15 protein-coding genes are annotated in these 21,077 nt (G+C 33.9%); 1 reads left to right on the top strand and 14 read right to left on the bottom strand.

Features of this window, described 5'->3' with window-relative positions; all coding sequences use genetic code 11:
- Positions 1-25: 25 nt before the first annotated feature.
- The 8 genes from FUA22_RS16655 to FUA22_RS16620 all read right to left on the bottom strand — a co-directional run bounded on the left by FUA22_RS16655 (position 26) and on the right by FUA22_RS16620 (position 11,010).
- Positions 26-1,387 (bottom strand): alkaline phosphatase D family protein, encoded by a 1,362-nt coding sequence (locus FUA22_RS16655; RefSeq protein WP_147769721.1) that lies wholly within the window; start codon positions 1,385-1,387, stop codon positions 26-28.
- Between the two features lie 70 nt (positions 1,388-1,457).
- Positions 1,458-2,906, bottom strand: coding sequence for a sulfatase family protein (locus FUA22_RS16650; protein ID WP_147769720.1), 1,449 nt, complete (start codon positions 2,904-2,906; stop codon positions 1,458-1,460).
- Positions 2,907-2,999: 93 nt separating this feature from the next.
- The gene (locus FUA22_RS16645; protein ID WP_147769719.1) at positions 3,000-3,851 is read right to left on the bottom strand and encodes a 5-oxoprolinase subunit C family protein; all 852 of its coding nucleotides are present in this window, start codon (positions 3,849-3,851) and stop codon (positions 3,000-3,002) included.
- Complete coding sequence (gene pxpB / locus FUA22_RS16640) at positions 3,844-4,575, bottom strand: 5-oxoprolinase subunit PxpB (RefSeq protein ID WP_147769718.1); 732 nt, start codon at positions 4,573-4,575, stop codon at positions 3,844-3,846. The genes FUA22_RS16645 and pxpB overlap by 8 nt, the downstream gene beginning before the upstream one ends.
- A gap of 3 nt (positions 4,576-4,578) precedes the next feature.
- On the bottom strand, positions 4,579-5,319 hold the full coding sequence (gene pxpA / locus FUA22_RS16635) for a 5-oxoprolinase subunit PxpA (protein ID WP_147769717.1): 741 nt from the start codon (positions 5,317-5,319) through the stop codon (positions 4,579-4,581).
- Positions 5,319-6,548 (bottom strand): Nramp family divalent metal transporter, encoded by a 1,230-nt coding sequence (locus FUA22_RS16630; protein ID WP_170309957.1) that lies wholly within the window; start codon positions 6,546-6,548, stop codon positions 5,319-5,321. The genes pxpA and FUA22_RS16630 overlap by 1 nt, the downstream gene beginning before the upstream one ends.
- 10 nt (positions 6,549-6,558) lie before the next feature.
- The gene (locus tag FUA22_RS16625) at positions 6,559-9,789 is read right to left on the bottom strand and encodes a S41 family peptidase (RefSeq protein ID WP_147769716.1); all 3,231 of its coding nucleotides are present in this window, start codon (positions 9,787-9,789) and stop codon (positions 6,559-6,561) included.
- Positions 9,790-9,897: 108 nt separating this feature from the next.
- Positions 9,898-11,010 carry a DUF2891 domain-containing protein gene (locus FUA22_RS16620; protein ID WP_147769715.1) on the bottom strand — a complete coding sequence of 371 codons (1,113 nt, stop codon included), beginning with the start codon at positions 11,008-11,010 and terminating at the stop codon, positions 9,898-9,900.
- A 190-nt stretch (positions 11,011-11,200) separates the two neighbouring features.
- Here FUA22_RS16620 and FUA22_RS16615 point away from each other — a divergent pair, with 190 nt between their 5' ends.
- Positions 11,201-14,461, top strand: coding sequence for a glycoside hydrolase family 2 TIM barrel-domain containing protein (locus tag FUA22_RS16615; RefSeq protein ID WP_147769714.1), 3,261 nt, complete (start codon positions 11,201-11,203; stop codon positions 14,459-14,461).
- 93 nt (positions 14,462-14,554) lie between these two features.
- Here the strand turns inward: FUA22_RS16615 and FUA22_RS16610 are convergent, their stop codons facing one another.
- The 6 genes from FUA22_RS16610 to FUA22_RS16585 form a co-directional block, all read right to left on the bottom strand.
- Entirely contained in the window at positions 14,555-14,794 is a 240-nt protein-coding gene (locus FUA22_RS16610) for a DUF2492 family protein (RefSeq protein ID WP_170309956.1), read from the bottom strand.
- A gap of 182 nt (positions 14,795-14,976) precedes the next feature.
- Positions 14,977-16,416, bottom strand: coding sequence for a YfcC family protein (locus tag FUA22_RS16605; RefSeq protein ID WP_147769712.1), 1,440 nt, complete (start codon positions 16,414-16,416; stop codon positions 14,977-14,979).
- A gap of 41 nt (positions 16,417-16,457) precedes the next feature.
- Positions 16,458-17,996 (bottom strand): YifB family Mg chelatase-like AAA ATPase, encoded by a 1,539-nt coding sequence (locus FUA22_RS16600; protein ID WP_147769711.1) that lies wholly within the window; start codon positions 17,994-17,996, stop codon positions 16,458-16,460.
- A gap of 48 nt (positions 17,997-18,044) precedes the next feature.
- On the bottom strand, positions 18,045-19,061 hold the full coding sequence (locus FUA22_RS16595) for a transglutaminase domain-containing protein (protein WP_147769710.1): 1,017 nt from the start codon (positions 19,059-19,061) through the stop codon (positions 18,045-18,047).
- Positions 19,062-19,544, bottom strand: a complete 483-nt coding sequence (locus FUA22_RS16590) for a carboxypeptidase-like regulatory domain-containing protein (RefSeq protein WP_147769709.1) — start codon at positions 19,542-19,544, stop codon at positions 19,062-19,064. It abuts the gene before it with no gap.
- Between the two features lie 206 nt (positions 19,545-19,750).
- Entirely contained in the window at positions 19,751-21,034 is a 1,284-nt protein-coding gene (locus FUA22_RS16585) for an alginate export family protein (protein ID WP_147769708.1), read from the bottom strand.
- Positions 21,035-21,077 lie beyond the last annotated feature (43 nt).

Genomic DNA, 21,077 nt, shown 5'->3' with positions numbered 1-21,077 from the left:
GTCGAGAAAATCTAGAATACTTTACCTAGTTTTTAAAAGTTTCTTCGTGAACAACATTGCCATCGACATCATAATGAAGAAATTGAATTATTGGAGTTCCTGATTCCCTATATACTTTAGTTGCTAAAAACCCTCCTTTTACCCTTAAAAACTTATGCTGTGGAAGCACATTATCTTGACTCCAACCTCCAGCATGAAAATCGCTTACAGCACCTTGACTAAATTCTCTTAGCCCACTCACAGGATCTACCGAAGCATATTGCCAATGCCTATCTCCGTTAACTACAAAAACATTATGTTTAGCAAGATATGCTCTTAGCCACTCGCCTTCTGTTTGAAAGGCTTTGTTAGAGTGATTATCATTCTTTCCTTTAGGTCTATCGGGTCCAACAATAGGCGTTGGACTTATTAAAACTTTAAAAGTAGCATTTGATGATTCAAGGGTATTCCTAAACCATTCAATTTGTTCTTTACCCCATATAGTTTTGTCTTTACTATCTTCAATACTATTATCTGATCTAAACTCACGTACCTCAACAAACCAAACCTGCAAATCTTTCCCCCATCTTTGAGTTCTATATGGCTTATCACCTATTGGTGTTTGTTCATACCAAAGTGCTAAACCATCTTCAAAAGTTAATTCTCCTAAAGGTTTTTTCCCAGGATAAGCATCATCTCTAAGTAAATCGTGATCATCTTTTTCTATATAAAGTGGCGTTTGCATGTAAAACTCTTTTAATGAAGGCCATGAATTCATAGCGTGCCACTTATGTCTTGCCATTTCAATAGTTTTTACAAAAGGCCCCGGTTTATCATAATACACATAATCTCCAGTTTGAGAATGAAACTTTGGCTTTAGCTTTTTCATTTCATCATAAATCTTGAATCCTCTTTCAGGGTCATCATGACTCCAAAAAAACTGACATGTTGAGGAAGTAAAGAATATAGGACTAGTATCATCGGCATCCGGAGCTGTATTAAAACTTCCAAAAACTGTTGTTTCAGGTTGTCCTTTACCCATTCTACCAGTAAGTTTAACCTTGTAAAACATGTTGGGTTTTAAGCCTTCTACCTTTCTTTTATAAGTGTAATCTTTTAAAGCTGACACATAGGTCCAATCAATAATAATAGTGTCATTTTCAGAAACCAACTTCACTTTTATTTCTCCAAAACTTCCTTCTACAGCACCATCCATTTCATTAACAGGCATATTGTTATTAAAACTTTTGGGAGATCTAAACGTCTTATCCTGTCGTACGTGCTGTACAGGAACAGGTTTAGCTGATTTACATAATCTGGTCCAAATTATTGCTGAGTTCTGAGAAACTTCACCAATTTTAAAACCAGTTGTGAAGTACACAGCATCATTTTCTATTTGAGCGTGCATTGAAAAATTTAGAAATACAGCTAAAATACAGGTACAAAAAATCGGTTTAGGTAATGTCATTCTCAACCTTTTATTCTAGTATTAATGATGTTTTAGATTTTAAAACGGGATCGTTATACGTTTTTAACTGCCTTATAAGTTCAGATTTCATCTCTTTTGAAATTTGCTCGTACCCTTTTTGATTATAGAAATTAACGATTTCGTCTGGATCTATTACTAAATCAAATAACCAAGGTGAGTCTTTTTTAGATAATACTAATTTATAACGATTATTCAAACCACATACCCAATTACCTGCTGAACTTGTAATATATGTAATACGATCATCTATTAATTCTTTGGTGGTATTAGCCAAATCATTTGAAGCATTCAACCCTTCACTTTCTGGTATTTGTGGCATATTCATTAATCCTAAAACAGTAGGTGCAAAATCAACCATGGTTAAAGCCTTTTGAATGGTAATACCTTTATCTATTTTTTTGGGATATCTGATAACAAAAGGAACCTTGGCTGAAGTCTCATAAGGCAAACCTTTATTATGGCGTCTGTGTTCTCCCATTAAATCACCATGATCTGAGGTAAAAACTACAATAGTATTATCAGCCAAATTATTGTCATCTAAAAACTTTAACAATCTCCCTACATTATCATCAATACATTTAACCATTCCAAAATACCCTTGCATTTTATGTTGTTCCAAATGATCTGCACTATTTTTTCCCGTAGGTTCTACCCATTTTGGAAAGTTTTCTTTTGCAACTTTCATAGTTTTAGGCTTTTCAAATTGTAAATGGTCAAACATTGTATCATATGGTGCTCTTACAATATTTGGAGTATGTGGATCTGGAAGAGATATCATAACACAAAAAGGACCATCTTTATCCGCTTCCATAATATCAAGAGCCTTATTTGTTAAAAAATCTGTAGTAAACGTGGTTTCATCAGCTTGTTTAATACTCACTTTTACATTTTGAGTTTGAGGATTAAACTTTCCAACTAACTTAGGTTTACCATCAACTTCATCTAAAAGTTTCCAATGTCCTCTGTTAAACATGTATTTATTATTACTAAAACCAAATTGTCTTTCTGGAGAAAACCCAGGTTTAGCATCACCATCTAAATGCCATTTACCTAAATATGATGTTGCATAACCTTGTTGTTTCAACACTTCCGCAAAAGTCACTATATCATCCTTCATAGGAATATTATTAGAAACCACAGCCGTTTTAACTGGATACATACCTGATACCATTGAAGCACGAGAAGGTGAGCAAACCGGAGAAGACGCATAAAAATTCAAACAAATGGCTCCTTCATTTGCAATTCTGTTAATATTAGGTGTTTCTACCTCCACGCCTTTCCCCCAAACAAAAGCTTGGTCTTCACTCATATTATCCCGATAACAACCTAAGGTTCTAAAATTATGCTCGTCGGTATGAATAATTAATAAATTTGGTTTTTCCTGAGCTTTACAACTCAATGTTAATAATAGAGTTAAAGAAAAAAATATCTGTCTCATAGTTAAAATTTTATATTATAAAACTACATTATCAAATCTATAGAAATGTAGCTATTAATAATATTAATGTTCTTTTAGGTAAAATAAAAAAGCTTAAATCATATCTAAACAAAAAGAAACCATTTGCCCTGTAAATTTTTGAGAAAGCACATTTATTGAAGATTCTTTTAGTTGCAATACTCTTGGATAACCACCTGTAGTTTGACAGTCACGCATTAAAATGATTAGTTTTCCTGAAGGTGTTAGTTGCACCGTACCCGGAAGGACAAGTGATGTAATAATAGGCTCTAAACTATTTTCAAGCGGCTCATTTAATTGATAAGCCATCCTATTATTGTCTTTTGAAATTGTAAAGTCTTGATTAAAAAGTAACTCCTTTTGACTTTCTGAAAGCGTCCCAAATTCGGAGCCTTTGAAAACTTCTATGCCTTTTGAATTAAAATAATCAGTATTCATTTTTATTGATGCATGCTGATTTTCAAATAACTCGCTCTTGATAGAAACTTCTAAAATATCGTTTTTCTCAATTTTAGATTGATTTGTTATACCAGCGTACATACTGTAACTCTCCATAACCTTTTCGGTTGAAAAACCGCCAGAAACCGCTAAATAAGATCTAACACCATTGTTTAGCTTACCAAAAGAAAGAACATCTCCTTTTTTTACTGAAATAGGTTTATTATTCAGAATGAATGTGTTGTTTAGTTTAGGTGACATGTCCGCACCAGAAATACAAATGATTGTATTACAATCAAACTGAAGTTTTGGCCCTAACATGGTCATTTCTAAAACCGGAAGTTCATTGTTATTCCCTAAAATAGCATTGGCAAATGATGCTGCTTTTCTATCCATAACACCAGAACACGGAACTCCATACTTTTGATAACCAAACCTTCCAAAATCTTGAATTGTTGAATACATTCCTGGATTTAAGACCTTAATCACGAATCACCTCACTTTCTATTTGGAATACACCAGCTTCAACTAAAGTTTTTATATTTAAATGTTCCTTTTTTGAAACAGGATAAAACTGAATTCTGTCTCCCGCACTTGCAAAACTTGGAGATTCGTTTTTTATATTAAAAAAGTCTATTGGGGAATTGCCTATAACATTCCAGCCTCCGGGGCTTTCGTTTGGGTACACTCCTGTTTGCCCACCACCTATGGCCACAGCACCCTTTTCAATTCTTAATCTTGGAGTAGCTTTTCTAGGGGTATGTAATAAATCATCTAATCCTCCTAAATAAAGAAAGCCAGGTAAAAAACCAATGAAATAAACCATGTAGACAGATTGTGAATGAAGTTTAATTATCTCTTGAACAGATAACTTTTTTGAACTTGCTAATGCTACTATATCAATTCCGAAATCAACATCATAACAAACTGGTATTTTCCATAGTCTAAAAACTTGTTTTCCATTATCAGTATTCTTTCTATATACTTTTTTTATGGTCTCAATTTTGTCTGTAAAATCAATTTCCAAGGAATCATAACCAACTAATAATGAATTATATGCGTGATTCACTTGAATTGATTCTTCTTGTAAAAAGTATTCAATTTTCGACTTAAAACTCAAAACATCATTAAGAATAGATTCATCAATAGCCGGTGGCCATTCAACTAAAATAGAGTGCTCTCCAAAGCGTTTAAAAGTTAGTTGATACCCCATAAATTATTGAATTCTAATGTCGTTTTTAGTCAATTGTTCGTGCAATTTCCTTACTAATTTAATGGCTTCTGGGTTATCACCATGAACACAAATAGTTTGGGCTAATATTTGCTTTTCATTTCCAGCCGAAGTTTTTACAGATTTATTCTGAACCATGTTCAAAACATGTTGATTCATTGTTTTTTCGTTAGTGATAATGGCATTTTCTTCCCGCCTAGAAACCAAACTTAAATCATCATTATAGTTTCTATCTGCAAAAGCTTCATAAGTAATACTAATATTATTCTTTTGTGCCACCTCAGCAATAATAGATTTATAAGGAACGTATAACTGGACAGGGCGGTGCATACTTTTAATAACTTCAACAATAACGTTAGCTACCTTTTCATTTTTAGCCGCCAAATTATAAAGTGCTCCGTGAGGTTTTATATGATGTAATGTGGCATTTTCCTCGTATAACACCTTCAATAAATCTGTTATTTGATGCTTTAACGATGTAAATAATGCAGCGCAAGAAATATCCATTTTAACCCGACCAAAATTCTCCTTATCCGGAAACGATGGGTGCGCCCCTATTTTAACCTTATGCTTTTTGGCTAACCTAACTACCTCGTGCATGGTTTCTTTATCACCTGCATGTCCGCCACAAGCAATATTACAAGATGATATATAAGGCATTAACTCTGATTCGTTGCCTACCCCTTCGCCTATATCGGCGTTAATATCAATTATGTAATGATTCACTAAAAAATATTTAAACCTAATACTTTATTAAGTGCTGCCACCGAAAGTAAAACCGTTATCCCTAAGATAATAAATCCTAAAACATTTTGTTTGATATTGTTTTTATAAGCACCCAAAACAGATGACTTGTTCATAATCCATATTAAAACAATAGCAATAACTGGTAATAGAATTCCATTGGCAACTTGAGCAAATTTAATAATATCAATTGGTTTAAGACCCAATGATGATATTATAACCCCTAAGATCAAAATAAACATCCAAACAGCCTTGAACTTTTTAGATTTTAAATTTGATTGCCAACCCAAGCAACCGCTAGCCACATAAGCTGCCGCCAAAGGTGCCGTTATAGCACTAGTTATTCCAGCTGCAAACAAACCAACGGCCAGAAAGTATTTAGAAAAGCTTCCAAAAAGAGGCTCTAAGCCTTTAGCCAAATCAGCCGCATTTGTTACGCCTTCAGATTGAATTGCTGCCGCAGAAATAATAATGCACATAGATACCAATCCTCCTAAAACAACAGCAATAAAAGTATCCTTTCTAGCTAATGATAGATCATTTTGATTATGCCATTTTTCCTTAACCAACGAAGCATGTAGAAACAAGTTATATGGCACCACTGTGGTACCTATTAGCCCAATAATAATTAGCATACTTCCCTTGGGGAATTTAGGAACAAATACTCCTGAAAATACAGTCGCTAAATTCGGTTTCGTCATGATTGCTGTAGTCAAAAATGCTAAACTCATAAATATAACCAACGCTACTAAAACACGCTCTAGTAATTTATAATTCCCTATATAGAGTATTATAAAAGCAATCAAGCCAATAAGCATGCTTAAAATATTAATTGAAAAATCACCAATCTCAACATTAGGATTACCAACTAGTGTTTCCATTCCTAAAACCCCACCAGAAATATTACCAGCTTCATAAACGGCATTACCAATAACAATAGCCGATAAAATTAAAATGATGGTAAGCGTTTTTAAAATAGGATGTTTAATTTCAGTCCTAATAACTTCTGACAACCCTTTTTGTGTAATAATACCTAATCTTGCCGCCATTTCTTGTAAAACAATAGTAGCAACTATTGAAAGTAACATAGCCCAAAGCAAAGCATAACCAAAACTAACACCAGCTACAGTACACATAGTAACAGTTCCGGGACCAATAAAAGCTGCTGCTACTAATGGTCCCGGTCCTATATTTTTAAATATCTTTTTCAAAAAACTATTTCTATTTAAGTTGACTTAGTAATTCATCAACCGCTTTTTTTAATTGTGTATCCTTGTTTTTAGCTTTGTCATCAGGGTTATTATGCACCAAAATATCTGGTTGTGCAGGTCCTAATTCCATATTAGATTCCGTTTCTTTAACATACCATCCTCGGAATGGCATTCTAACATAAGAACCATCAATTAACCTCGTTGATCCAGTTGATATAACTGCTCCAAATGTAGGCACACCAACCAAAGTTCCTAAATCTAAAGCTTTATAAGCGTGCGAAAAAATTTCAGCATTAGAATAACTATTCTGATTACATAAAGCAATAGAAGGTTTGGTCCACGAAGCCAAAGGTAAACGTTCACTAAATGGATAATGGTTCTTGAATTTTTTATGTTCTGATGCTAAATCTTTAGCAGCACCGCGAGGAACTGTATACGCATGCTGTTTTACATTTAATACGGCCATAAGATAATCTGTAGTCCAACCACCACCGTTAAAACGCACATCTATTACAACACCTTGTTTACCATGACCAGCAGCCATCAATTCACGTTCAAAACGTTCAAAACTAGTCCAATTCATTCCTTGAATATGAATATACCCTAATTTTCCGTTAGAGTATTTATTTGTCAACTCTTTACGCTGTTTCACCCAAGCATTATAATTTTCTGCGCGATTACTGCTCTTAGGCCTAAGTATAACTTCTTTAGAAGTTCCTCCTCTATCAACTTCTAAATAAATCTTTTCGTTTGAAGTTCCTTGTAATAAGCTATAAGCATTCAGATTTTTAGAAAGATTGGTCCCGTTTATAACGGTTATTACATCTCCAACAAAAAGTTTACTTGAACTACGATCACCAGGCATATCAGAGACAACCGAGGTTACCTTAAGATTTCCCTTAGAATTAGGAATCACTTCAATACCCAATAATCCAGTAGACTCTCTCTGGGTTTGATTTCGTGTTTCTACCCTATATAATCCCATGTGGCTAGCATTAATTTGCCCAAGCATTCTATTAAACATGGTTTGGAAATCAGCGCGTGTTGAAGCACCTAAAGCCAAAGGTTCATATTGCTTTCTTAAGCTGTTCCAATTTTGTCCATGAAACTTAGGGTCATAAAAACCATCATTGATGGCTTTCCAAGCTTCATTAAAAATTTGTTTGGACTCTGTATTATAATCAATATCTAATTTAGCCGAAAACGAAAGACTTTCAGATTTACCACTAGACATATTTATATTGGCTAAACTTCCTCGTTTAGTATAATATATCTTTGTTAGCTTTTTATCTGCTGCAAAATTTGAAGGCCCACTATTATTTGATGTAATGGCCTTTTTATCTTTACCATTCCACTTAATCTTAAACAAATCAGATTCTATATCTGCGTTACCTCTACCTCCATTTCCAGTAGTATAATAAATTGTTTTACTGTCTTTAGAAAACAATCTTCCAAATTCACCACCAACAAAGGATGTTACTTGAACCTGACGCTCATGAATATCTTGAAAATCAATTACAACAGGTTCCACCTTGTCTTTTTTACCGTCTTTATCCTTTTTATCAGAACCATTTTTACTTTTGGCATCCTTCTTTTCATCTGAATCTTCATCCCAGTCTTGGGTTGTTTTTTCCCAATCTGCTTTTGTTAACCAGGTAAACCAAACATCATAATCACCGTTATTTCTATTGGAAGAAAACATCAGCTTCTTCCCGTCAGGGCTCCAAACCGGATTTCTATCTTGTTTTGGATGCATTGAAATATTAATTGGTTTTCTAGAATTATCAGCTTTGTGAATAAATATCTCACCATTAAAATCTAAATTGGTCAAACTATATACTAACCATTTTGAATCTGGAGACCAAGAAACTTCTCTAGCTGAAGACCAACCATTTAAAAGCACTTTTTCATTCGATAATTTTCCTTTAGCATCAATGTTAGCAACTACCAATTCTCCTCTTCCTCTATTGTATGCTAAAGATTTTCCATCTGGAGATAACCTTAAATTTGTTTCAGACTCATCAGTTTTTGTTAGTCTAATAACTTTGTGCTTTAAACTTTTAAAGATATTAGACTGATTTTCATCATTTGACTTTGCTAGGTAGATATCATTTTGCCCATCTCTATCTGAAATAAACACTACTGTACTATCATTCAACCATGTAAACGTTCTATCTCTGTAAGCCGAATTAGAAATATTTACAGTACGCTTTTTGTCTTTATTAGTTTCTCTTAAAAAAATCTCTCCTCTAATTCCTAATGCACTTAACTTCCCGTTTGGTGAAATAGCCACCTCACTAACATTACTAGAATATGTTTTATGCACTACAGGGTCAAATCTATAGTCCGACGTTATTTTTATTTTTATTTCCTTTTGTGTTTTTGCAGGTAAATTATAGACAAAGATTTGATTGCTTTTTGTCATTATCATATCTGCACTATTTCTACTTAAATGAAAGGAAAAAATCCCCATATCCTTAAAGTCGGTTACCTGAGATATGTTTCCACTCTTTTCTCCAGAACCATTAAGAATTAGTTTATGAACGTTATATTTTCCGCTTCTTGACGATTGAAAATAAACAGTGTTATCATCACCCCAATGTGGGTAAAAATCATTTCCGTCATAATCCGTGAGTTGTACATATTTATCGGAACCAATATTATACAACCAAATATCTCTATTTGCTGGTCCTTGATAAGCCTCTCTTTCAATACGGCAGGTACCCCTTGTAAAGACAATAAACTTTCCGTTTGGTGATAATTTAGCATCAAAGCCTGTTGCACTCATATATCTATATGGTGTTCCTCCTTTTTCATTTATTATATGAGTCTCTCCAGAACGTTCTACCTGAACAAAATTTCTTTTTGTTGAAAAAATAATGTCACCTTTACTGGTATAATCCGTTATCATATCGGATGCAGAATGATGTGTAAGCCTCTTTGAAAGCCCTCCATTAGATGGAATTATATAAATATCATTGTTCCCATACCTATCACTTTGAAAAGCTATAGACTTACCATCTGCACTCCAAAAAGGCCTAGTATCATAAGCTTCATGAACCGTTAAACGCCTTGTATTGTTTCCGTTAATATCTGATGTCCAAATATCGCCTTGAAAATTAAATGCAATAGAATTTCCATTTGGACTTAAAGCAGGAAAATTAATAATTGGGGATTGAGCTAAACCGTTTGCAATGAGAAAAACACTTAAAACTGCAAACAACTTCAGGGAAAGTTTCATATTCTAATTATTTTATAATTTAAAGGCTAAAAATAATATTAATTACACTAGAAACGGAACATATTAATTATAAATTAACATGATTTAACAAATAAAAACTACTATTTGTTACTTAACAGTATTCAATGCATAAATAGCGAAACTACCCAACCAGTGACTTCCCATATAATCATCACCAAAAATACTTGGCAACGAATAATTTATATGTTGATTTGCCACGTTCTTAAGGTGTTCGTAATCAGGAATACTAGCAATAGTATTTAAGTTCCAAGCTCTTGAAAAATTTACGCCATCTAAATGTACCAAATGACCATCAGTTCTATCAGATACTATACCGGGTTCTAAACTGTAGTTTTTATATTTTAATTGAGGTAGAAATGTACCTAACCAAGTTTTAAATTCTTCATGAGACAACAAACGTTTCATCAACGCTGCCTCTTCTAAACAAGGTGATAAAAAATCACTTCCGCTAGGTTCCCAAGACATCGGGCAATTTTCATCATTTTTAAAGAAATACAGGGCTCTATCTTTTATGGCTTTCTTTAATTCTGCATGATTTGTAGTTTCGGCATAATCATATGCGAACGATAACCCAAAAGCTGTATTAGTATGAGTTCCAACTCTTAAAGCATAATTAAGTTTTGGTAAATATTCAATATACTTTTCACAGATTAAATCTGTTAACGGTTGCAAGTTAGTCTCTAAAGTTCTAGCAGTATCATTATCCCAAGTATGAAGTTCTTCTGCCAGTTTTAAAAGCCAAGTCCAGCCATATGTGCGCTCATAAGATTTGTTGAGTTTTCCATGAAAATAAGCTACTTCTGCTTCAATGTTTTCTTTTGAAATATTGTTCAGCAAGCGTTCTTTAATTTCTTCGGCTTTTTCAAGGTTAGGAAACTGTTTTAATAAACTTACCAAACTCCAATGCCCGTGGACCGATGAGTGCCAATCAAAACACCCATAAAAAGCAGGGTGCAATGTTTTGGGAGACAATAAATCATCGTCACTGCCTAAAGTTTGAGACAACTTATTAGGATATTCAATATTCATACAATGTAGTGGTAATTCGGCCAATTTATTTGCTTGATCTAAATCTAACTTTGGAACTGGAGCCATTGTTTTATCTTCCATAGGTTGCACATATTTTATAGTTTCTTCTTTCTTAGAAGTGTTACAACTTATTAAGAATAACACTAATAAAGCACCAATAATATTTTTCATGTTTTGCAAAAATTTATTTCTCTTTTATGACGTTTAAATAAGCTAAAACCCCTAGAAGGTAATATTTTGAACAATACTTACCCATTTTTGACTATTTGTTGCACTCATACTTTACGCCTCCATAATATTAATAAATATATTTGTGTAAAACTACAGCTAAACAATAATCGCTTAGATATTCTAAACTAAAATGACACATAAATTTACAACTACAATCTTATCATTATTTTTTTCAATAACGTTTTTTGCACAACAAAACGATTGGGAAAACCCTAATGTAAATCAGATTAACAGATTACCAGCAAAAGCTACTTTTTATAATTATGACAGTGCCCAAGGTGCTTTAGCCGATACCCGAGAAAACTCAACAAATTACAAATCTTTAAATGGTGATTGGAACTTTAAATGGGTTGCAAAACCTGCTGATGCTTCTGATGATTTTCAAAAAAGTAATTTTGATGCCTCCAATTGGGACAAAATAGATGTGCCATCTAACTGGGAAATGAGGGGTTACGGAACACCTATATATACAAATTCAACCTATCCGTTCTTCAATGATTATCCTAATATCAATCATCATGATAATCCTGTAGGTCATTATATTAAATCGTTTACTATTGATGAAAGCTGGAATAATAAAGACATTATGCTTCATTTTGGTGGTGTATCGTCAGCTTTCTATGTATGGGTTAACGGAAATTTTGTTGGTTATAGTGAAGATACCCGATTAGCTTCTGAATTTGATATTACAAAACATATAAAACAAGGCGAAAACAAAGTAGCCGTAAAGGTTTACCGATGGTGTGACGGTAGTTATTTAGAAGCTCAAGATCACTGGCGTATGAGTGGTATTGAGCGCGAAGTATATTTACAAGCGGCCCCAAAAGTGAGGTTATCTGATTTCACGGTTAGAACCGATTTAGACGATAATTATGAAAATGCTTTATTACAAATTAGACCAGAGCTCATTGCCAATATAAAAAACAAGTACGTTGCTAAAGTTGGTGAATTTGGAAACACTAACCTGAAAACTACTGTTGACAATTGGGAATTAATCACACAATTAATTGATGCTGAAGGCAATAAAGTAGGTGAACCAACAGCTACGAAATTTGGTAAGATTTTAGGTGAGAATTATCCGCAACGTGATAATGTATATTTCGGGTTGATTGAAACCGAAGTGAAGGCACCCAAAAAGTGGTCTGCAGATGTTCCATATTTATACACATTACTACTTACTGTGAAAGATGATAAAGGGAACGAAACTCAACACACTAGTACCAAAGTAGGATTTAGAGAAGTTCAAATTGATGAACGCGGGCGTTTTCTTGTAAACGGAAATCCTGTTAAAATGATTGGTGTTAACCGTCATGACCATGACCATATAAATGGAAAAACGGTTACCAGAGAAGACATGGAAGTAGATGTAAAACTACTTAAACAATTCAATTTCAATGCTGTTAGGACATCGCACTACCCTAACGACCCATATTTCTACGATTTATGTGATAAATATGGAATATATGTGATGGATGAGGCCAACTTAGAGACTCATGGTGTTCGCGGACTGTTGTCTAATGTTCCTAATTGGAGTAATGCTTATTTAGAACGTGCGGTGCGCATGGTAGAGCGCGATAAAAACCACCCAAGTATTGTTATGTGGAGTTTGGGTAACGAATCTGGTACAGGACCAAACCATGCAGCTATGGCTGGTTGGATAAAAGAATTTGACCCAACACGTTATATACATTATGAAGGTGCTCAAGGCATTCCTTCTCACCCAGATTATAAAAAGAATTTCTTTAAGCATAGTCAAGGTAATCCTTCCGATGCACCATGGGTTGACATGATTAGTAGAATGTATCCGCAGCCACAAGAATTGCAAGATTTAATTGATGACACTGCTAGTTTTCAAAACACTCCAGTACTTATGTGTGAATATGCACATGCTATGGGTAATTCTGTTGGAAATATGAAAACTTATTGGGATGTTATCTATAAAAACGATCGTGCATTAGGTGGATATATCTGGGATTGGATTGACCAAGGAATTCTTAGAAAAGATGAAAATGGAAAGGAATATTATGCCTACGGTGGTTCTTATGGAGATACACCCAACGATGGTAGTTTCTGCATAAACGGAATTATAGCTTCAGACCGAACTCCAAAACCTGAAATTTATGAATGTAAAAAGGTAAATCAACCAGTAGTTATTTCTTCTGAAGATGCATTAAGTGGTAACTTTGAGATTTTAAATCGTCACCATGCTACAGATCTATCACAATACAATGTGTCTTGGAATATAACAGAAAATGGTAAAGTTATTCAAAGTGGTGAATTAGGTGCTTTGAGTACAAAACCGTATAAGTCTGAGAAATTAAATATCGATTTTAAAAAGCCGAAATTAAAAGCTGGCAGTGTTTATCATTTAAACATTATTGGCAAACTAAACGACAACACTTTATGGGCAAAAGCTGGTTACGTTGTTTTTGAAGACCAATTTAAACTAAATTATGAGGTTTCTGAACCAAGCCCATTAAAGATCAACAGGTCGTTAGTTGTTAAAGAAAGTGATAACACAATCACTGTAAATAACAATTCTATTTCATTAGAGGTAGACAAAGGCACTGGCTATATTACTAAGTACAAAGCAAAAGGTGTTCACATACTAGATTCTCCTTTAAAATTGAATTTCTGGAGAGCAGAAACTGAAAATGACGAAGCTTATAGAAAAGCCATGAAATTACAGTCGGAATTTGATTGGATGCATGCTGGCGACAAAATAAGTGTTGAAAAAATAAGTTTTGAAGCACCAGAAAAAGGAAAAGTAATTATTTATGTTAAAGGAAATATTGCAAACCCAAAAACATCTGTTGGCTTTATATATACTGTTCTTGGTAGTGGCGAAGTAAAAGTAAATTACAAAGCTAATATTGATAAAAACGCACCTAACGCTCCTAGAATTGGTATGACGTTCGATATTGCCAAAACTTATGGTAAACTAAGCTATTTAGGTAAAGGTCCACATGCTAACTATTCGGACAGAAATTATGCATCTCATGTTGGATTATATTCCGGGAAACCAGAAGCTATCAACTACAAATATGTGTATCCTGAAGAGTATGGCAATCATACCGAAACTAATTGGTTCCAACTAACTAATACTGCAAACAAAGGTATTTTAGTTAAAGGTGAGCAACCATTAAGTTTTAGTGTGGTGTCTTATAGTACAGATAATTTACAAGAAGCAAATTTCTTAAACGAATTGGTAGAGCGTGATGTGTATACTGTAAATATTGATTTATCTCAGCAAGGTGTTGGTGGAGACAATACATGGTCTCATCGTGCTCAAGCACATGAGGAGTTTAGAAATAAACCCGGTCTTTATAAATATTCGTTTTACTTAGTGCCTTTCAGTTCTAAGGTTAAGGCCGAAAAGATTAGTTTCTAATAATAATTCATTAAAATAAAAAGGGTGATTTTCAATGAAAATCACCCTTTTTATTTTAATACTACAAACTTCTAATCATAACAACAATAAATACTAACCTTGAAACTCTTTATGTCCATCACAGATTTGCATAGAAGGATGAAGTGCAACTTTTCCATCATCAGACAAGACTGCTTTTCCACGGCTAATCAAAAAATCTAGAGCATATTCTTTTGGAAAGGCATTTCCTGAGCATGCCCCAAAGTGAACATCTTTTCCCCAGGTATTACTGATAGCTTCAATTAATTCTTCGGGTGTCCATTGCTCATCGCTTTCTTCGATTAAAAAAATCACCTCATGTATATGCTTAATATTGTTCATGTCTTTTTCTATTTGTTGAATGCCTTGTTTTAAGAAGAAGGAACAGTTTAATTTCAGACCTAAAGGTCTTTATTTTATAAAAACTGTTCTATGATAATTGTCACCTTTAAAGGAAACAGACACTAGAGTGAATTTAGTTCTTTATCAATAAACCATTAATACCCAATAGTTACCGCCACCACCATGCTAATAGCTGCCATAACCATCAACATTATAAATATTGGCATTACAAAACGAATCCATTTAGTAAACGACACGCTAACAACACCAATCATAGCCATTAAAACAGCGTTAGTTGGTATAATTAAATTTGAAAAACCATCACCTAAAATAAAGGCTAAAACAGCCGTTTGACGTGAAAATCCTAATATATCCGCCAAAGGCGTCATAAGAGGCATAGATACAAGGGCTTGTCCGGAAGCGGATGGAATAAAGAAATTTAAAAAAGATTGAAACACCAACATACCTACTGTAGCCACCGATTTTGGTAATACAGATAAGGCATTTGAAAAATGAAACAAAATAGAATCCATAATCTGACTTTCTTGCATCACTACTGAAATCCCTCTAGCAACACCAACAATAAGTGCTGGGATTATCATCATTCTTAAGCCTTTTTCAAAAGCTGCCATAGATTCCTTACCAGACATACCGCTAATCCACATTGCAGCAAGACCAATACCCAAAAAGCCAGCACTCATTTCTAAAAGACCCCACCCCATTAATTGAACTGCAGCCAAAATACCACCATATCCAACCACAAGTACAACAACTATTATAAGATGTTTTTTAGACAATATAACACCTGAAATCTCATCTGTACTTAAGTTATCATCTTTAGAAAATTCAGCCAATGACACTCTCTTTTTTGCCCGAACCCTATTTCCATAACGCATTAAATAACCAAAGCCTAAAACAATACCGATTAGAAAGATAACTACTCTAAAAAGTATACCACTACCAATTGGTAATTCAGCAATCTGTTGCGCTATCTGAACTGTAAAAGGGTTAGTAATAGCAGTAGACCAACCAATTGAAACTGGTAAAATCCCAAGAGCTACTCCAAACATTTTATCATAGCCTTGTTGTTTTGCCAAAACCACCAAAATAGGTATGAGCGGTATCACTTCAATACTAATTCCCATAAATGAACTACCGGCAGAAATTAAAATGTAAATAAGAAGGAATAACAAGGTTGGCGAATTTTTAAACCTTTTTATTAAGCCAGCAAGAACAGCATGAATAGTTTTAGTTTCTAATATTAGAGCAAAAACAGCACCTAAAATAAATATGTAGAAAATAAGTGTAGCAGATTGTGTTAATCCCTTTGGAATGGCTAATAAAACGCCAAATACTGAGTTGGGAGATGCTTGTCCTATTTTAGGTTCTTCAATAAAAACACCTTTTAGAGAATAGTTTTTTGGAATCTCCTCAAAACTACCAGGGACCACTACACTTTGCTCAATTTTATGAACTACTCTACTTTCCCGTTGGTACGCCCCCGAGGGAATGACATAACTTAATGCAGCACAAAAAACAATTATTAAAAACAAGAAAATAAAGGTGTGCGGAATTTTAATGTTGCTTAAATTCATATAATGCTGTTTTAATTTAAAGGTTCTTGTTTAAGTTGGATTTACCCCAACCAACCTTCTCTATCTAAACTTCTATATTGAATAGCTTCACTAATATGTGAGCCATTTACGTTTTCTGAACCTTCTAAATCCGCAATAGTTCGTGCTACTTTTAGAATGCGGTCATAAGCTCTCGCTGATAGATTCAAGCGCTCCATAGCTGTTTTTAAAAGCTGCTTAGAATCTTCATCTAAAACACAATATTGTCTAATCTGTTTAGTATTCATTTGAGCATTGTAGTGTACGCTTTCATTTACCTCAAAACGATTACTTTGTTTATTCCTAGCAGCTGTAACACGCTTTCTGATATCTACAGAAGACTCTCCCTTTCTGTCTTCCGAAAGCTTCTCAAAGGGAACAGGCGTGACTTCTATATGAATATCAATTCTATCTAACAATGGCCCTGAAATTTTACTCAAATAACGTTGCCTTTCAGCAGGACTGGATGTTACAGGCGCATCAGGATCATTAAAATAACCTCCTGGACTTGGGTTCATACTTGCTACTAGCATAAAAGAAGACGGATATGTAACCGTAAACTTAGCTCTTGAAATGGTGACTTCTCTATCTTCTAAAGGTTGACGCATCACCTCTAAAACACCGCGTTTAAACTCTGGTAATTCATCTAAAAATAACACACCATTATGCGATAAAGATATTTCTCCGGGTTGAGGATAAGCACCACCACCAACAAGTGCCACATCTGAAATAGTGTGATGAGGGCTTCTAAATGGGCGTTGTGCCATGAGCCCAGTGTTTTCTCTAACCCTGCCAACTACAGAATGTATTTTAGTAGTTTCTAAGGCTTCCTGTAATGTCATTGGTGGCAAAATACTTGGTAAGCGTTTTGCTAACATGGTTTTTCCTGCTCCCGGTGGACCAATTAAAATAATATTATGTCCTCCAGCCGCAGCAATTTCCATACAACGCTTAATCCCTTCTTGCCCTTTTACATCTGCAAAATCATGTTCTGGAAAATCTAGGTTTTTTTCAAATTCTTTTCTGGTATCAATAATGGTTTGCTCTAAAGCCTCTCCTTTATCAAAATAGTTAATAACCTGTTTAATATTATCAACTCCAAAAACCTTCAAATCGTTTACTATAGCAGCCTCTTTAGCATTCTGATTTGGAAGAATAAAACCTTTAAAACCTTCTTCTCTAGCCTTAATAGCAATAGGTAAAGCGCCTTTTATGGGTTGTAGACTTCCATCAAGAGACAACTCACCCATTATTAAGTATTTATCTAACTTTTCTGCCTTAATTTGATTGGAGGCGGTTAAAATTCCAATGGCAAGTGTTAAATCGTACGCACTACCTTCCTTACGTAAATCGGCTGGTGCCATGTTGATAGTGATTTTCTTCCCGGGAATTCTATAGCCGTTGTTTTGAAGAGCCGCAGCAATTCGGTAATTACTTTCTTTAATGGCATTATCCGGCAAACCTACAAGGTGATAACCTATTCCAGAATCTACATTTACTTCAACGGTAATGGTGGTAGCTTCAACACCAAAAACCGCACTCCCAAATACTTTTTTAAGCATATAATTAGTTTTCAGCTTAAATGTAAGAAAAGTATTTTAACCTTGAAACTAGCTTTTCTGTTTTACCCCTTTTATGGTATATGTAGTTACCACATCGTCATTCACTTTTAAATGAACATCATACAACCCTCTTTTAAAAATATGTTTAAAAATTAAAATCCCTTCATTTTTATTGTATGAAAACGGTTTTATTGCTTTACCTCCAGAACCACTATCTATAACCAAACTAAATTTACCAATAGTATGATTATCTGCTACTTTAAATTTGAAGACAACCTCATTGTTTACAGGTGTTTCAGATTTCATCTTGACAGGTTCTACAGGGTGTATTTTATGCTTAAATGTATTACCATAAACCAACGGACCATTTAAAAAATCTTCGGTAGTTATCTGGTTTTTTGTCAATATCCATTTGGTATTTAACGGATAATGGCTTTTTACAAACAATTCTGGGTCTGCTAAAAAATAACCGTCGTTATACTGAGCAACAAAACTACCATTATCATAATGAAAAAAACCACTAGACCATGTAGGGTCAGACAAGTACCATTTCTCCTTTAATTGAACTACATTCCATGAGTGATTTGGAATACTTAACTGCCCCACATTAGAAGAAACCGTTCTTCCATAACCATGAACCATTTTGCAATTTAAACCAGCAAAAGAACACAACTCCTGAAGTAAATAGGCATACCCCGTACAAATGGTCTTCTTATTCTTAATAAGCTTTTTAAGTGCTCTTTCTTTAAATTCAGTATTCCAATCATGAAGTGAAATACTATCATTTTGAAATTTTCGTCTCTTTTTTAAATTGAGTAAATGATTACTATAATCATTCTTAATATTTAAACATACCCAAGTGTAAAGAGCTCTAAATTTTTCAACATCAGTATCTAGGTTTGAAGTAAGATTATGGGCTAATATTGGTAAATCCTTTAAAGACGCTCCTCGAAATTGTTTGGCAATGTCATCAGCTTTATCAAAATTAATATGCACAAAATCTGACCTTTGTGCATATTGTTTAAAACTTAAAAGAAAAAGTAGTAGTAATAAATACTTTTTCATTTAAAAAACACCTTTTATTTTTTGCCAAAGCGTGCGTTTAGACTTATAAGTTTGGTTTGTATCGACAGCTCCCATTAATTCAACAAGTTCTGCATCCATAGTAACATTAAGAACTGTTTGATCTTGAACTATTTTAACGCGCTTTGGTGAATAACCTAAAAAACTAAATACCAAAACATCTCCTTCTTTTAATTTCTGAGGAAACGTGTATTTCCCTTCAAAATCAGTTGCTGTTCCAATTTTTGTTCCTTTAAGTACAACACTTAATCCTGGTAAGGGTAAGTTTTCATGATCTAATACAACACCGGTTAATAACTCAGATTGCACATTGGTTTCACTTTGAGTAGTTCTAGTTTGTTGCGCATTAACATTTTGAAAAGCGAATAGTGATAAAACCACAAATCCTAAAACACTTAAGTAATTAAATAATCTGCCTTCTTTTAAGGAAGGCTTGTTTGACGAAAGATTGTTTGTTTGTTTCATTGTATTAAAATTTTATGTTCAAACGAAACTAGGCATAAGATACAAAAAAGAATACTACAATTGAGTGAACAGTAGGTTAGAATGAGTGAACGTGTTACTTGTAGTAAACTTTTTCTTGTTAAACACAAAAAATCCCGCAAGCACGCGGGATTTTCCGATTTGAAATAGTCATGATAAACCTGAAAAATCAGATTTAAATTTTAATATTATTTTGCGGTATTTAAAAATTTAGGCTTAATAACTAACATTGCCCAAGCCCAATTTTGTCCGCTTGCGGCGTTACTTTCGGTTACATTTTTCAACTCATACATTCCATCTGCTGCGAATAAGTGTGAATAACCTAAAACTAAAGCATAACCTTTAAATGCTTTTTTGTACACTAAATCTATTTCTGTACCTAATGATTTCTCTCCACTTGCTAATTCTTGTTCTGCACTGAAGTTAAGTATTTTGGCCATTAAACTAGATGTATCACTTAATTTGAAATCTGCACTAACATGTACATCAAATAAACCAACATTGTTTGCATGGTTACCTACGTAGAAATAATCCATAAATCCATTAAACTTATGGTTTGTTCCGTATAAAGGAAAGAATGCTCCTGTATTAGCAGCATCTGTTTCATCATTTCCACTGATAATCTCTAATCCAGCGCCTAACTTTACTTTATCAGATGCTTTTAACCCAAAATCTAACCCAAGTAAATAAGCTCCTTTAACATCTTTATAAGATGTTCCATATATTGCTTCACCAGTTTGTAAATAGGCGTTGGCAGCTATAGTTAATGCATCTTTACCAAATTTTAAATGTGCTCCAATAGTTTGCAAATTAGCAACATCATTTAAACCAGCTGCATCATTTTGAAATCCGTTATTCATTAATAATAAACTACCTGAAAAATTCTCCCATGATTGACTTAAGTGAGCCATTTGCATAGTTTTATAAGAAAAGAATCCTGAAGTATTATATACGTTATTAGCTGAAATAAATCCAGTTGGATGTGAATAATCCTGATTAAATGCAAAGGCTAAATCTAGGGCAAACTTATCTTTCTTATACTTTAATAAAGCGGCGTCATGGTTACGACCTTGTTGTGCCCAGTCTAAACCACCTAAGATACGTTGATCATCATATGATAATACTTGACGTCCCAATTTAGTTGACCAATTTCCACCTAAATTAAGTTCTGCCCAAGCTTGAAATATAGCAAATGAATTGTTTTGATCATAAGGTAGAATTTGTCTGTTTTCACCCCAAACCATGATGTCTTGAAAGCTTATATAAACTTTGTAAGCATCGGTTGAATATCCTGCATTTAATCGTGCTCTTGTTGAAATACCAAATCCTGGTTCCGTAGACTCCGGAAGTATACTTCCAAATCCGTGACGATATTCAGTACGTGGTCTAAACTCACCATCTAAAGTAAATTGTGCTTGTGCAAATTGAATTGCTAAGGCAAAAATTGTTAATAATACATATTGTTTTCTCATGTTTTCTAATTTTGAAATTTGATTTGTTTTAAGGTTTTAGTTT

The sequence above is a fragment of the Seonamhaeicola maritimus genome (assembly GCF_008056315.1).
Classification (GTDB): domain Bacteria; phylum Bacteroidota; class Bacteroidia; order Flavobacteriales; family Flavobacteriaceae; genus Seonamhaeicola; species Seonamhaeicola maritimus.
Note: the sequence above shows the minus strand (reverse complement) of the source record. Positions and strands in the feature narration are given on the sequence as shown.